The organism is Streptomyces albus subsp. albus (assembly GCF_000719865.1).
GTDB lineage: Bacteria > Actinomycetota > Actinomycetes > Streptomycetales > Streptomycetaceae > Streptomyces > Streptomyces albus_E.
On record NZ_JOID01000004.1, the window covers coordinates 1 to 14,443 of the forward strand.

Annotated in this window: 6 protein-coding genes and 1 tRNA gene; 6 read left to right on the forward strand and 1 reads right to left on the reverse strand. The window is 70.8% G+C overall.

Features of this window, described 5'->3' with window-relative positions:
• Positions 1 to 97: 97 nt before the first annotated feature.
• A complete protein-coding gene (locus tag IF83_RS0104735; protein WP_279617209.1) occupies positions 98 to 886 on the forward strand; it encodes a DegT/DnrJ/EryC1/StrS family aminotransferase in 789 nt (262 codons plus the stop codon).
• Between the two features lie 16 nt (positions 887 to 902).
• A tRNA-Thr gene (locus IF83_RS0104740) sits at positions 903 to 975 on the forward strand.
• 49 nt (positions 976 to 1,024) lie between these two features.
• Here the strand turns inward: IF83_RS0104740 and IF83_RS0104745 are convergent.
• On the reverse strand, positions 1,025 to 3,706 hold the full coding sequence (locus IF83_RS0104745; RefSeq protein ID WP_037678766.1) for a SpoIIE family protein phosphatase: 2,682 nt from the start codon (positions 3,704 to 3,706) through the stop codon (positions 1,025 to 1,027).
• A 386-nt stretch (positions 3,707 to 4,092) separates the two neighbouring features.
• On the opposite strand from IF83_RS0104745, the gene IF83_RS0104750 reads away from it, so the two are divergent.
• From IF83_RS0104750 to IF83_RS0104765, 4 genes are all read left to right on the forward strand, one after another.
• Positions 4,093 to 9,618, forward strand: coding sequence for a HAMP domain-containing protein (locus tag IF83_RS0104750; RefSeq protein ID WP_078843172.1), 5,526 nt, complete (start codon positions 4,093 to 4,095; stop codon positions 9,616 to 9,618).
• 236 nt (positions 9,619 to 9,854) lie between these two features.
• The gene (locus IF83_RS0104755) at positions 9,855 to 10,529 is read left to right on the forward strand and encodes a response regulator (RefSeq protein WP_030542743.1); all 675 of its coding nucleotides are present in this window, start codon (positions 9,855 to 9,857) and stop codon (positions 10,527 to 10,529) included.
• Between the two features lie 103 nt (positions 10,530 to 10,632).
• Entirely contained in the window at positions 10,633 to 13,404 is a 2,772-nt protein-coding gene (locus IF83_RS0104760) for a DNA translocase FtsK (RefSeq protein ID WP_030542744.1), read from the forward strand.
• Positions 13,405 to 13,595: 191 nt separating this feature from the next.
• Complete coding sequence (locus IF83_RS0104765; protein ID WP_030542745.1) at positions 13,596 to 14,393, forward strand: helix-turn-helix domain-containing protein; 798 nt, start codon at positions 13,596 to 13,598, stop codon at positions 14,391 to 14,393.
• Positions 14,394 to 14,443: the final 50 nt, after the last annotated feature.

Below are 14,443 nucleotides of genomic sequence, written 5' to 3' on the forward strand. Positions count from 1 at the left end.
CTGCAGGGGGGACCCTGTGGGAGAGTAGGACGCCGCCGAACAATTTTTAAGTGAAAGCCCTGTCGGGAACTTCGGTTCCCGGCAGGGCTTTCTCGCGTTGTTCTCCGGGCCACTCGGCGTTCATGTTGGACCCGGATCATCTGCAGCTATGGGACGTGCAGCGGAGAGACTTGAGCGGGCTCTGAGGGACTCGGGTGTGGGCGTCGGCGACGAGGTCGTCATGCCGTCGTTCGCGACCCAGGATGTGGCGCACGCCGTCCGGTCGGCCGGTGCCATACCGGTGTTCGCCGACATCGACGCCGACTCCTTCTGCCTCTCGGCCGAAGCGGCGGCGGGCGCGGTCACCCCGCGCACTGCCGCGATCGTGCCGGTCCATCAGTTCGGGCACCGCGCGGATCTGGCCGGGATCGGTGAAACGGCCCGCCGCCATGGGCTGTTGCTCCTCGACCACGAGGAGGACGAAAGCCCGGCCGCGGAGATCCTGCGGCGCCAGGCGCATGCCGCCTATCTGAGCGCCCGGCTCCGGGGCGTGCGCACCCCGCGCGTCGCCACGGGCGCCGGCCACACCTATCAGCAGTACGTGGTGCGCGTACCGGGGAACGGCCGACCCGACCGGGATGCGTTCGCGATGGTGCTGCGGAACAAGGGCATAGCCTGCCGGGTGCCCGTGCAGACACCCGTCCACCGGACGCCCGGTTTCCGGCGGGATCTCTGGCTGCCGGAGACGGAGCGGGCCGCGGACGACTCCCTGGCGCTGCCGTCCGGCGCGTCGCTCTCCCGCCGCGAACTGCAGCGGGTGGTGTCCGCCTGCAACGCTCTGGGCGGACTGCTGCGTCCGAGGTCCCGGCAGGGGAGTGGTCGGGAGCGCTCCGCGGCTCGGGTATGATCTATCCCGTTGCCGCGCCCCAATAGCTCAGTCGGCAGAGCGTCTCCATGGTAAGGAGAAGGTCTACGGTTCGATTCCGTATTGGGGCTCAGAACAGGAAGCCCCCGCCGTGAGGCGGGGGCTTCCGCATGTCCGGGCTCAGACGGCCGGGTCGGTGGGCGGCTCCGGGACCCGCATGGCGAGGATCGCCATGTCGTCCGAGGCGGGTTCGGCGGCGAAGCGCTCCACGGCGCGGAGTACGCGGGCGGCGACCGCGCCGGCCGTCAGACCCGTGCACGTCGTGAGCACCTCGGCCAGGCCCTCGTCGCCGAGCATCCGGGTGCCCTCGCGGCGCTCGGTGACCCCGTCCGTGACGCACAGAAGGACGTCGCCGGGGGCCAGGGTGACCTCTTCCTCGTAGAGTTCGAGGTCCTCCATGACACCCAGCAGCGGCTGCGGCTCCGCTGCCGGCGCCACGCTGCCGTCCTGCCGCAGGCGCAGGGGTTGCGGATGCCCCGCACAGACGACCTTGAGGAGAGCGCTGCCGTCGGGCTGCGGCCACAACTCGCCGTAGAGCAGGGTGAGGAAGCGGCTGCGGGCACCCTCGTCCAGGATGGCGTCGTTGAGCCGCCCCAGTACGGCAGGGCCGCCCAGGCCCTCGCGGGCGAGGAGCCGCAGCGCGTGCCGCGCGAGGCCGGTGACGGCGGCGGCCTCGGGGCCGGTGCCGCAGACGTCACCGATGGCGAAGCCGTAGGCGCCGTCGCGGATCGGGAAGAGGTCGTAGAAGTCGCCGCCGACCTCATTGCCCTCTCCTGCCGCGCGGTAGATCACCTCGACCTCGACGCCGGGCACATCGGGCAGCTCCGGCGGCAGCAGGCTGCGCTGGAGGGACTGGCTGATGGCGGTGCGCTCGGAGTAGAGGCGGGCGTTGTCCAGGGCGAGAGCGGCCCGCCGGGACAAGTCCTCGGCCAGCTCCAGGATTTCCTGGCGGAAGTGTTCATCGGACGGCTTGCCGAGGGTGAGCATGCCGATGACGCGGTTACGGGCCACCAAGGGCAGGACGACCGTTTCGCCGCCAACGGCGGACGCCGTGGCGAGCGACGGTCCGGGGCCGTGGGCGGCGCCGGAGTCGTCACCGAGGCCGAGGTTCCGCAGTGAACTGCGCAGGGCCGCGGAGTGGGCCGCGTCGCTGGGGGCGGTCCAGACACGGGCGCCGGGGGTCGGTACCGGATCCGGCGGCGGGACCTTGCCGAGCAGGGTCTTGAGGCCGTCGATCCGGTCCTCGTCCTCGTGCAGCACGTAGGAGAGCCCGGGCTCGGAGGACTGGTCGGCCACCGTGTAGACGGCGCACCAGGTGGCGAGGGTCGGGACCGTCATCTGCGCCATCAGGGCCAGCGTCTGGTCCCGGTCGAGGGTGCCCGCGAGCAGATCGGAGGCCTCGACGAGGAAGGAGAGCGAGCCGCGGCGGAGCCGTTCCAGCTCGGTGAGGCGGGCCCGTTCCACCGCGAGGGCGATGCGGTCGGCCGCGAACTGCAGGCGCAGGGCCTCCTCGTTGCTGTAGCGGCCGGCGGCCTCCGCGGCCACGCCCAGGGAGCCGGTGAGCCGGCCCTCGACCTTGAGAGGGACGGTGACGACGGAGCGCATGCCCGTACCGGCGAGGAGCGGGACGGCGCCGGGGACGACGGTGAGGTCTTCGTGGACGGCGGGCATCCGGGCGGAACCGTACCGTCCGGTGCCGGCCTCGACGGGAACCCGGGCGAAGCGCTGGCGGGCCGAGGGGAGGCCGGTGGAGGCGCGGACCTCCAGTTCGGTCTCGTCATCCGTGGCGAGCAGCAGGTAGGCCGCGTCGCCGTCGAGCATGTCGCGGGCGCGCTCGACGGTGCGCTGGAGGAGGCCGTCGAGGTCGTCGGGGGCGGGAGATCCGATGAAGACCTCGAAGGGGTCCGCGGCCGTGCCCTGGCGGTCCCCGGAGGCGGTGGAGCCGTCCGCCGAGGCGGGGGCGCGCAGGGTCGTCTGCAGCACTGCGCGCTCGTGGTCGCGTACGAGCAGGCAGACGGTGGAGGGGTCGCCGTCGGCGTCCCGGACGCGCAGATGGGAGGCGTAGACCGGGACGACGCGGCCGTCCGCCGCGCGAATGCCGTAGGAGCCCTCCCACCGGGAGAGCTGGAGGGCTTCGGCGATCCCGGTGCCGGTGCCGGGGGTGTGCGGCCAGGCGGCGAAGTCGGTGAGGGGTCTGCCGAGGACCTTCCCGGTCTCGTGGCCGAAGAGGACTTCCGCGTCCTCGTTCCAGGAGCTGACGGCACCGTCGCGGTCGATCTGGACGACGGCGACCCGGACCCGGGAGTCGGCCACGGGGAGGGCGTCGGTGGGCAGGGCGGGGCCGGCCGACCGGGTGCCCGCGGGCCGCTCGGGGAGGGTGAGCTCGAACCAGACCTGCTTGTGGGTCGAGCTGTACTCCACGCCCCAGCCGGCGGCGATCGCTCCGCAGAGCATCAGTCCGCGGCCGCCCTCCCGGTCGGGGTTGGCGGCCTGCGCGGCGTTGTGCTGCAGAGGGACGTCGCGCTCCGGGTAGCGGTCGGCGACCTCGACGCGGACCCTGTCGTCGGAGCGCAGGCAGAGGACGTCGGCGGCGGTGCCGGCGTGGACCACGGCGTTGGTGACGAGCTCGCTGGTGAGGACGACCGCGTCGTCGACGATGTCGGAGCAGCCCCAGCCCTGGAGGGTGTCGCGGACGAAGGCACGGGCGCTGGCGACCGAGCGCCCGACCGGCTCGAAGGTGGCCGTAGCCCGCGCGCTGATCACTGGTCTCCTCGGAAAGGTCTCGGTGCCGGGGGAGCGCATCCCGGGAAGGGCGGGGGTGTCGGGGTGCGGGCCGCCGGCGCCGTCGGGCAGACGGCCGGTGCCGCGGTCCGTGTCGTCCTGCCGGACCAGGCTCTCGCCCCGCTCCTTCATCCCACTCCCTCTGGCCGGGCGGCTGACAGCCGTGCCTCTCCGGCCTCCCCAGTCACATGCTTCACCACCGGTGCTTTGGCCGGAGGTGGACAGCCGCATGCAAGGTTACTTACCTTCGCCGTCCGCGAGGATGCCGGTCGCGGGTGATTCCCCCCGGAGAGTGCCGTCGGACGGTGTGCGATGCTGCCGAACTGTTATGGCCTGGTTGGGACGGGGTGAAACACTGGGCGGGTTCAGGAGTCCGGGGAGAACGGTCAACCCTGCAGGAGGACACGGTGGAGTCGGGCGCAGCGGCGCGAAGCACCAAGACGCGCGCGAAGAGCGGGCGCTCTCGTGGCGGCGGGACGACCGAGGTGGACACGGCGGCGCTCAACCGGCTGCTCACCGCGTTGTCGGCGATGCGGGACGGTAATTTCCGCAAGCGGCTGACCGTCTCGGGTGACGGCACCATGGCGGAGATCGCTGCCGTTTTCAACGAGGTGGCGGACCGCAACCAGCAGCTGACCGGGGAGATCGCCCGGGTCCGCCGGGTCGTGGGCCGTGAGGGCAAGCTCACCGAGCGGCTGGAGACGGGCCCGTGCGAGGGCTCGTGGGCGTCGGCGATCGACGCGACGAACGCGCTGGTGGACGACCTGGTGCGCCCGGTCTCCGAGGTCGGCCGGGTGCTGTCGGCGGTGTCCGAGGGCGATCTCGAGCAGCGCATGGACCTGCGCTCGCAGAACCCGGACGGAGCGGCGCACCCGCTGCGCGGTGAGTTCCTGAAGGTCGGGCGCACGGTCAACGGGCTCGTCGACCAGCTGTCGGCGTTCACCGACGAGGTGACGCGGGTGGCCAGCGAGGTGGGCACCGAGGGCAAGCTCGGGGGCCAGGCCAAGGTCCGGGGGATGTCGGGTTCGTGGAAGGACCTGACGGATTCCGTGAACACGATGGCGTACCGGCTGACGGCGCAGGTGCGGGACATCGCGCTGGTCACCACGGCGGTGGCCAAGGGTGATCTGTCGCGCAAGGTCACGGTGCACGTGGCCGGCGAGATGCTGGAGCTCAAGAACACCGTCAACACGATGGTCGACCAGCTCTCCTCCTTCTCCTCCGAGGTGACGCGCGTGGCGCGGGAGGTGGGCACCGAGGGCGAGCTCGGCGGCCAGGCGCAGGTGCCCGGGGTGGCGGGTGTCTGGAAGGACCTGACGGACTCCGTCAACATCATGGCGGGCAATCTGACCGCTCAGGTGCGCGGGATCGCCCAGGTGACGACGGCCGTGGCGAACGGCGACCTGTCGCAGAAGGTGACGGTGAGCGCGCGCGGCGAGGTGGCGCAGCTCGCCGAGACGATCAACACCATGACCGAGACCCTGCGGACGTTCGCGGGTGAGGTGACGCGTGTGGCGCGGGAGGTCGGCGCCGAGGGTGAGCTGGGCGGTCAGGCGCAGGTGCCGGGTGCGGCGGGCACGTGGAAGGACCTGACGGATTCGGTGAACACGGCGTTCCGCAATCTGACGGGTCAGGTGCGGGATATCGCGCAGGTGACGACGGCGGTGGCCAATGGCGATCTGTCGCAGAAGGTCACGGTCGACGTCTCGGGCGAGATGCTGGAGCTGAAGAACACCGTCAACACGATGGTGGACCAGTTGTCGTCCTTCGGTGCCGAAGTGACCCGGGTGGCGCGGGAGATCGGTGTCGAGGGTGAGCTGGGCGGTCAGGCGCAGGTGCCGGGTGCGGCGGGCACGTGGAAGGACCTGACGGATTCGGTGAACACGGCGTTCCGCAACCTGACGGGTCAGGTGCGGAACATCGCGCAGGTGACGACGGCGGTGGCCAATGGCGATCTGTCGCAGAAGGTCACGGTCGACGTCTCCGGCGAGATGCTCCAGCTGAAGAACACCGTCAACACGATGGTCGACCAGCTCTCCTCCTTCGCCGACCAGGTCACCAGGATGGCCAGGGACGTGGGCACGGAGGGGCGGCTGGGCGGCCAGGCCCGGGTCGACGGGGTGTCCGGCACCTGGAAGGACCTGACGGACTCCGTCAACTTCATGGCCGGCAATCTGACCTCGCAGGTGCGCCAGATCGCGCAGGTGACGACGGCCGTCGCCCGGGGTGACCTCTCGCAGAAGATCGAGGTGGACGCGCGCGGCGAGATCCTCGAACTCAAGAACACGATCAACACGATGGTGGACCAGCTGTCCGCGTTCGCCGACCAGGTGACGCGGGTGGCGCGCGAGGTCGGCACGGAGGGCCGGCTGGGCGGTCAGGCGCAGGTGCCGGGCGTGGCCGGGGTCTGGCGGGATCTGACCGACTCCGTGAACGGCATGGCGGGCAACCTGACCGCTCAGGTCCGCAACATCGCGCAGGTCGCCACGGCGGTCGCCCGGGGTGATCTCTCGCAGAAGATCGACGTGGACGCGCGCGGGGAGATCCTGGAGCTCAAGAACACCCTCAACACGATGGTGGACCAGCTCTCCTCGTTCGCGGAGCAGGTGACGCGGGTCGCCCGCGAGGTGGGCACCGAGGGCATCCTCGGCGGCCAGGCGGAGGTGCAGGGCGTCTCCGGCACCTGGAAGGACCTCACGCAGTCCGTCAACTTCATGGCCAACAATCTGACGACCCAGGTGCGGAACATCGCGCAGGTGACGACGGCGGTGGCCAACGGCGATCTGTCGCAGAAGGTGACCGTCGACGCGAAGGGCGAGATCCTCGCCCTCGTCACCACCGTCAACACCATGGTCGACACCCTCTCCTCGTTCGCGGAGCAGGTGACGCGGGTGGCGCGCGAGGTGGGCACCGAGGGGCAGCTGGGCGGCCAGGCCCGCGTACGCGACGTGTCGGGCATCTGGAAGGACCTGACGGACAACGTCAACCTGATGGCGAACAACCTCACCATCCAGGTGCGGAACATCGCCCAGGTCTCGTCCGCGGTCGCCAACGGCGACCTCACCAAGAAGGTGACGGTGGAGGCGCGCGGTGAGGTCGCGCAGCTCGCCGACACCGTCAACACGATGGTGACCACGCTCTCGTCCTTCGCCGACGAGGTGACGCGCGTGGCCCGCGAAGTGGGCACGGAGGGCATCCTCGGCGGCCAGGCCCGGGTGCCGGGCGTCGCCGGCACCTGGAAGGACCTCACCGAGTCGGTGAACTCGATGGCGTCCAACCTGACGGGGCAGGTGCGCAACATCGCGATGGTGACCACCGCGGTCGCCAAGGGCGATCTGACCAAGAAGATCGACGTGGACGCGCGCGGGGAGATCCTGGAGCTCAAGACGACCATCAACACGATGGTGGACCAGCTCTCGTCCTTCGCGGACCAGGTGACGCGGGTGGCGCGCGAGGTGGGCACCGAGGGGCAGCTCGGCGGCCAGGCCCGGGTGCGCGACGTGGACGGCACCTGGCGCGACCTGACCGAGTCGGTGAACGAGATGGCCGGGAACCTCACCCGGCAGGTGCGGGCCATCGCCGCGGTCGCCGCCGCGGTGACCCGGGGCGACCTCAACCTCAAGATCGACGTGGACGCCGCGGGTGAGATCCTGGAGCTCCAGGACAACATCAACACGATGATCGCGACCCTGCGCGAGACCACGCTCGCCAACAAGGAGCAGGACTGGCTCAAGGGCAACCTCGCGCGGATCTCCGGTCTGATGCAGGGCCGCCGCGACCTCGCCGACGTGGCCCGGCTGATCATGAGCGAGCTGACCCCGGTCGTCTCCGCGCAGCACGGGGCCTTCTTCCTCGCGGCCCCGGCCGACTCGGAGAGCACCGAGGTCGCCGCCATAGACGACGCGGGCTCCTACGAGCTGCGTCTGATCGGCTCGTACGGATACTCGATGGGGGCGATGCCCACCGCCTTCCGGCCGGGTGAGTCGCTCATCGGTACGGCCGCGGAGGAGAAGCGCGCGATTCTGGTCGAGAACGCGCCGCCCGGCTACCTCAAGATCTCCTCGGGGCTCGGGGAGGCCCCGCCGGCCCATGTGATCGTCCTGCCGGTGCTCTTCGAGGGCCAGGTCCTCGGCGTGATCGAGCTGGCCTCCTTCCAGCCCTTCACACAGATCCAGAAGGACTTCCTCAACCAGATCGCCGAGATGATCGCCACGAGCGTCAACACCATCAGCGTCAACACCAAGACGGAGGTGCTGCTCAAGCAGTCGCAGGAGCTGACGGAGCAACTCCAGGACCGGTCGGAGGAGTTGGAGAACCGCCAGAAGGCTCTCCAGGCGTCCAACGCCGAACTGGAGGAGAAGGCCGAGCTGCTGGCCCGGCAGAACCGCGACATCGAGGTGAAGAACACCGAGATCGAGGAGGCACGGCAGGTGCTGGAGGAGCGGGCCGAACAGCTCGCCGTCTCCATGCGCTACAAGTCCGAGTTCCTGGCCAACATGTCGCACGAGCTGCGGACCCCGCTGAACTCGCTGCTCATCCTGGCCAAGCTGCTCGCCGACAACGCGGACGGCAATCTCTCCCCGAAGCAGGTGGAGTTCGCCGAGACGATCCACGGCGCGGGGTCCGATCTGCTTCAGCTGATCAACGACATCCTCGATCTGTCGAAGGTCGAGGCGGGCAAGATGGACATCAGCCCGTCCCGGATCGCCCTGGTCCAGCTCGTCGACTACGTCGAGGCGACCTTCCGTCCGCTGACCGCGGAGAAGGGCCTGGACTTCTCCGTGCGGGTCTCCCCGGAGCTGCCGGGCACGCTGCACACCGACGAGCAGCGGCTCCTGCAGGTGCTGCGGAACCTGCTGTCGAACGCGGTGAAGTTCACCGACGGCGGCGCGGTGGAACTCGTCATCCGCCCGGCCGGAAACGATGTGCCGGACGCCATCCGCGAGCAGCTCCTGGAGCACGGTTCGCTGCAGGAGATGGACGCCCCGATGATCGCGTTCTCGGTCACCGACACCGGTATCGGCATCGCGGCCAGCAAGATGCGGGTGATCTTCGAGGCGTTCAAGCAGGCCGACGGAACCACCAGCCGCAAGTACGGCGGCACGGGCCTCGGCCTCTCCATCAGCCGGGAGATCGCCCGGCTGCTGGGCGGCGAGATCCACGCCGCGAGCGAACCGGGCCGCGGCTCGACCTTCACGCTGTACCTGCCGCTCAATCCCGGCGAACTCCCGCCGCAGGGCTACCCGCAGCTCGCTCCCGCCGCCGCCGACCGCGGCCGGGGCCGGCGCGGCGCCGACGGGATGCCCGAGGGGACGGCCGGGGCGACGGACGTCGCGGAGATCGGTGAGGGCACGCCGGTGGAGCGGCCCGCGCCCCGCCGCGCCGCCGCCGGACGGGCTCTGGGGCGCCGCCGCGCGGCGGAGTCGCGGGCCGAACTCCCGCCGGTGCCAACGGCGGAGGGGATCTCCGCGGAGCCGCAGTCGGCTCCCCCGGAGGCGTGGCTCGGCAACGGCCAGGACCTGGTGGTCCCCCGCTCGGGGGGCGGCGGCTTCCACGGGGAGAAGGTGCTGATCGTCGACGACGACATCCGCAACGTGTTCGCGCTGACGAGTGTGCTCGAACAGCACGGGCTCTCCGTGCTGTACGCCGAGAACGGGCGCGAGGGCATCGAGGTCCTGGAGCAGCACGACGACGTGGCGCTGGTGCTGATGGACATCATGATGCCCGAGATGGACGGGTACGCCACGACGGCCGCGATCCGCAGGATGCCCCAGTTCGCCGGGCTTCCCATCATCGCGCTCACCGCGAAGGCGATGAAGGGGGACCGGGAGAAGAGCATTGACGCCGGGGCCTCGGACTACGTGACCAAACCGGTCGACACCGACCATCTGCTGACGGTCATGGAACAGTGGATGCGGCCGCGTGCCGACTGACCGGTGCGGGCAGGTGTGGGAACGCTCCAACCGGGGAACCTTCTGGTCTTCCGTGGCGTTTTCGCTGTGTGCACAGTGACATCGCGGTGACAGGGTGTGGTGACAGGCGGGGTGCGGTTACGATGACCGGCACAAGGACGGGCGGCGCAAGGGAGTCGTCCCCTGGGGCGGCCTCCGGTGCTTCCCCGCGCTCATCGAGCAGGGGAGGCCCCGCGCCGGGGCGAGGAGGACGGGCCATGGTGCAGAAGGCCAAGATCCTCCTGGTCGATGACCGGCCGGAGAATCTGCTGGCGCTGGAGGCCATTCTCTCCGCGCTCGATCAGACACTGGTACGGGCATCGTCAGGGGAGGAAGCGCTCAAGGCGCTGCTGACGGACGACTTCGCGGTCATCCTGCTGGACGTCCAGATGCCGGGCATGGACGGTTTCGAGACCGCGGCGCACATCAAGCGGCGGGAGCGGACCCGCGACATTCCGATCATTTTTCTGACGGCCATCAACCACGGCCCCCATCACACCTTCCGCGGGTACGCGGCGGGCGCCGTGGACTACATCTCCAAGCCCTTCGACCCGTGGGTCCTGCGGGCCAAGGTGTCGGTCTTCGTCGAGCTGTACATGAAGAACTGCCAACTGCGCGAGCAGGCGGCGCTGTTGCGGGCGCAACTGGAGGGCAGCCGTCCCGAACCCGGCGAGTCGACGGAGCCGGCCGGGCTGCTCGCCGAACTCTCCGCGCGGCTCGCCGCGGTGGAGGAACAGGCGGAGGCCCTGTCCAAGCAGTTGGACGACTCCGCGGACGCGGCCGCCGTGGCCACGGCCGCGCATCTGGAACGCAAACTCACCGGTCTGCGGCGGGCACTGGACGCCCTGGAGCCCGGCACGGCCGGCACCGGAACGGTTCCCCCGCAGGGCTGAGCGGGCTTGACGCCACGTCACCCACGACGTCCGTAGCGCGACACGAACGGGTCAACCAGTGGCCACACGTGTACCGTCCGCCCGGCACCGGTAACCTCGCCCCATGGCCTCACGTACGTCCGGCAAGGGTTCCCAGGGCGCAGCGGGCACCTCTCAGGCGCGCGGTGGCCGTGCCGGGGGCGCCGCGAAGAAGGCTCCCGCGAAGAAGACCCCGGCAAGGAAGGCGCCGGCGAAGCGGGCCCCCGTTAAGAAGGCGGCGGCCAAACCCGCTCCCTCACCGACCGGGGGTGTCCTCCGCCTGGTGCGGGCGGTGTGGCTCGGCCTCGCCCACCTGGTCGGCGCACTGTTCCGCGGCGTCGGGCGCGGCGCCAGGAACCTCGACCCGGCCCACCGCAAGGACGGGCTGGCGCTGCTGCTGCTCGGCCTGGCCCTCGTCGTGGCGGCCGGCACCTGGTCCAGCCTCGAGGGACCGGTCGGCGATCTGGTGGAGATGCTCGTCACCGGAGCGTTCGGCCGGCTGGATCTGCTGGCGCCGCTGCTGCTGGGCACCGTCGCCGTGCGGCTCATCCGGCATCCGGAGAAGCCGGAGGCCAACGGGCGGATCGTGATCGGCCTCTCCGCCCTCGTCATCGGGGTGCTCGGGCAGGTCCACATGGCGTGCGGCTCGCCCGGGCGCGGAGAGGGCACCGAGGCCATCCAGGACGCCGGCGGACTGATCGGCTGGGCCGCCTCCAAGCCGCTGATCTTCACGGTCGGCGAGGTGCTGGCCGTCCCTCTGCTGGTGCTGGTCACGGTCTTCGGGCTGCTGGTCGTCACGGCGACTCCCGTCAACGCCATTCCGCAGCGGCTGCGGCTGCTCGGTGTGCGGCTCGGGATCCTGGAAGCCGCCGCCGCGGCACAGGCACCGGCGCCCGACGACGTGGCGTACGAGCAGGAGTGGCGCCGGACGCTCGACCACGAGCCGCGCCGCGGGGCCTCCCGGGCAGGCGCGGCGGCCGCCGACCCGGACGGTGCCGAGGAGGAGGCGCTCTCGCGGCGGCGGAAGTCCCGTCGCGCGCGCGGAGCGCACACCGCGGGTCGGTCGTCGGAGGCCGTGGACGCGGCGGCCGCCGGCGCGGCCTCCGTGGACGGTGCCGTGCTGCACGGGGTGCAGCCCTCGCCGGTGGTCGCCGGGCTGAGCCACGGTGTCGCGTCCGAGCGCACGGCCGAGGTCCCGGGAGCCCGGGAGGCGGAGGAGGCGGCGACCGCCGCGGTGTCCGCCGCTCCGGCGGCCGGACGGATGCGGAAGGAGCCGGCCGCGGGGCAGGACGGCCCCGGGACCGTACCGGACCTGACGCGCAAGGCGCCCGAGCCGGCCGACGCGCTGCCCCCGCGCGCCGAGCAGCTCCAGCTCTCCGGGGACATCACGTATGCGCTGCCCTCCCTCGACCTGCTGGAGCGCGGTGGGCCGGGCAAGACGCGGAGTGCCGCGAACGACGCCGTGGTGGCCTCGCTGACCACGGTGTTCACGGAGTTCAAGGTGGACGCCGCCGTCACCGGCTTCACCCGCGGACCGACGGTGACCCGCTACGAGGTCGAACTCGGCCCGGCGGTCAAGGTCGAGCGGATCACCGCGCTCACCAAGAACATCGCCTACGCCGTGGCCAGCCCCGACGTGCGGATCATCAGCCCCATCCCCGGCAAGTCCGCCGTCGGCATCGAGATCCCCAACACGGACCGGGAGATGGTCAATCTCGGGGACGTCCTGCGGCTGGCCGACGCCGCGGGCGACGAGCATCCCATGCTGGTGGCCCTGGGCAAGGACGTCGAGGGCGGCTATGTGATGGCCAACCTCGCGAAGATGCCGCACATCCTGGTGGCCGGCGCCACCGGTTCCGGCAAGTCCTCCTGCATCAACTGCCTGATCACGTCCATCATGGTCCGGGCCACGCCGGAGGACGTGCGGATGGTGCTGGTCGACCCCAAGCGGGTGGAGCTGACCGCGTACGAGGGCATCCCGCACCTGATCACGCCGATCATCACCAATCCGAAGCGTGCGGCCGAGGCGCTCCAGTGGGTCGTCCGGGAGATGGACCTGCGCTACGACGACCTGGCGGCCTACGGCTACCGGCACATCGACGACTTCAACGCCGCGGTGCGCAGCGGCAAGGCGAAGGCGCCGGAGGGCAGCGAGCGGGAGCTGCAGCCGTATCCGTATCTGCTGGTGATCGTGGACGAGCTGGCGGATTTGATGATGGTCGCGCCGCGGGACGTCGAGGACGCGATCGTGCGGATCACCCAGCTCGCCCGCGCCGCCGGTATCCACCTGGTGCTGGCCACCCAGCGGCCGAGCGTGGACGTGGTCACCGGCCTGATCAAGGCCAATGTCCCGTCGCGGCTGGCGTTCGCGACGTCCTCCCTCGCCGACAGCCGGGTCATCCTGGACCAGCCCGGGGCGGACAAGCTGATCGGCAAGGGCGACGGGCTGTTCCTGCCGATGGGCGCGGGGAAGCCGACCCGGATGCAGGGCGCCTTCGTCACCGAGGACGAGATCAAGGCCGTCGTCGCGCACTGCAAGCAGCAGATGGCGCCGGTCTTCCGGGACGACGTCACGGTCGGCTCCTCGAAGAAGAAGGAGATCGACGAGGAGATCGGCGACGATCTCGACCTGCTGTGCCAGGCGGCGGAACTGGTGGTCTCCACCCAGTTCGGCTCCACCTCGATGCTCCAGCGCAAGCTGCGGGTGGGATTCGCCAAGGCGGGCCGGCTGATGGACCTCATGGAGTCGCGCGGGGTGGTGGGGCCGAGCGAGGGGTCCAAAGCGCGGGATGTCCTGGTGAAGGCGGATGAATTGGACGGAGTGCTGGCAACGATTCGTGGGGAGAATCCTTCGTAAGGGTGGAGCGGTACAACCGTTTCGCCTGTTGCGGCGTCACATGGGATGAGACGACAGGGGTATGTGTGGATCATCGGAGGGGCCCGCCCGTCCGATGGCGTACACACCCGGCCCTCCCGGTTGCCGCGCCCTTTCGCACCCCCCGTAGACTGAACTTCCAGCAGGTGGCTACACGCTCGAAAGGCCTCCCCGTGTCCTTGGGTAACTCCCCCGCAGACGACCGGCCTTCCGTCGGGCGCGCGCTCCAGCAGGCCCGCATCGACGCCGGACTGACCGTCGACTCGGTCAGTACGGTCACGCGCGTGCGCATCCCGATCATCCATGCGATCGAGCAGGACGACTTCTCCCGCTGCGGCGGCGACGTGTACGCGCGCGGCCACATCCGCGCCCTGGCCCGTGCCGTCGGAGTGGACGCCGCCGTTCTCATCGAGCAGTACGACGCCGAGCACGGCGGGCGGCCCCAGCCGACCCCGGCCGCTCCGCTCTTCGAAGCGGAACGCATCCGTCCCGAGCCGTCCCGGCCGAACTGGACGGCCGCGATGGTCGCCGCCATCGTCGCCGTCGTCGGTTTCGTGGGATTCACCCTGTTCAACGGTGACGACGAGGACGCCGGCGGCACCGTCGCGAACAACACCACCCCCGAGTCCCCGGCCGCGAAGCCCGGGGGCGGCAAGCCGTCCGACCCGAAACCGGAACCGACCGACAGCGCCATCGCCGCCGCGCCCGCGGACAAGGTGACGGTCAAGCTGACCGCCGCGGAGGGCGCCAGCTGGATTCTGGCGAAGAACCACAACGGCAAGGTGCTGCACCAGGGCGTGATCAAGGAAGGCGCCTCCAAGACCTTCACCGACAAGGAACGCATCGACCTGATCCTCGGCAACGCCGGCGCGGTGCAGCTCTTCGTCAACGGCAAGGAGGTCGAGGACGAGTTCGCGCCCGGGGAGGTCCAGCGGCTCACCTACACCAAGGGCGACCCGCAGGCCGGCTGATCCGGCGGCGGTGGAGCGGCACCCGCGGCGAGGGGCGGGCCGCCGGGTCC

Coding starts and splice junctions, on each gene's coding strand:
- IF83_RS0104745 (WP_037678766.1), bottom strand. CDS start 3,706: ATGCGCTCCCCCGGCACCGAGACCTTTCCGAGGAGACCAGTGATCAGC.
- IF83_RS0104755 (WP_030542743.1), top strand. CDS start 9,855: ATGGTGCAGAAGGCCAAGATCCTCCTGGTCGATGACCGGCCGGAGAAT.
- IF83_RS0104760 (WP_030542744.1), top strand. CDS start 10,633: ATGGCCTCACGTACGTCCGGCAAGGGTTCCCAGGGCGCAGCGGGCACC.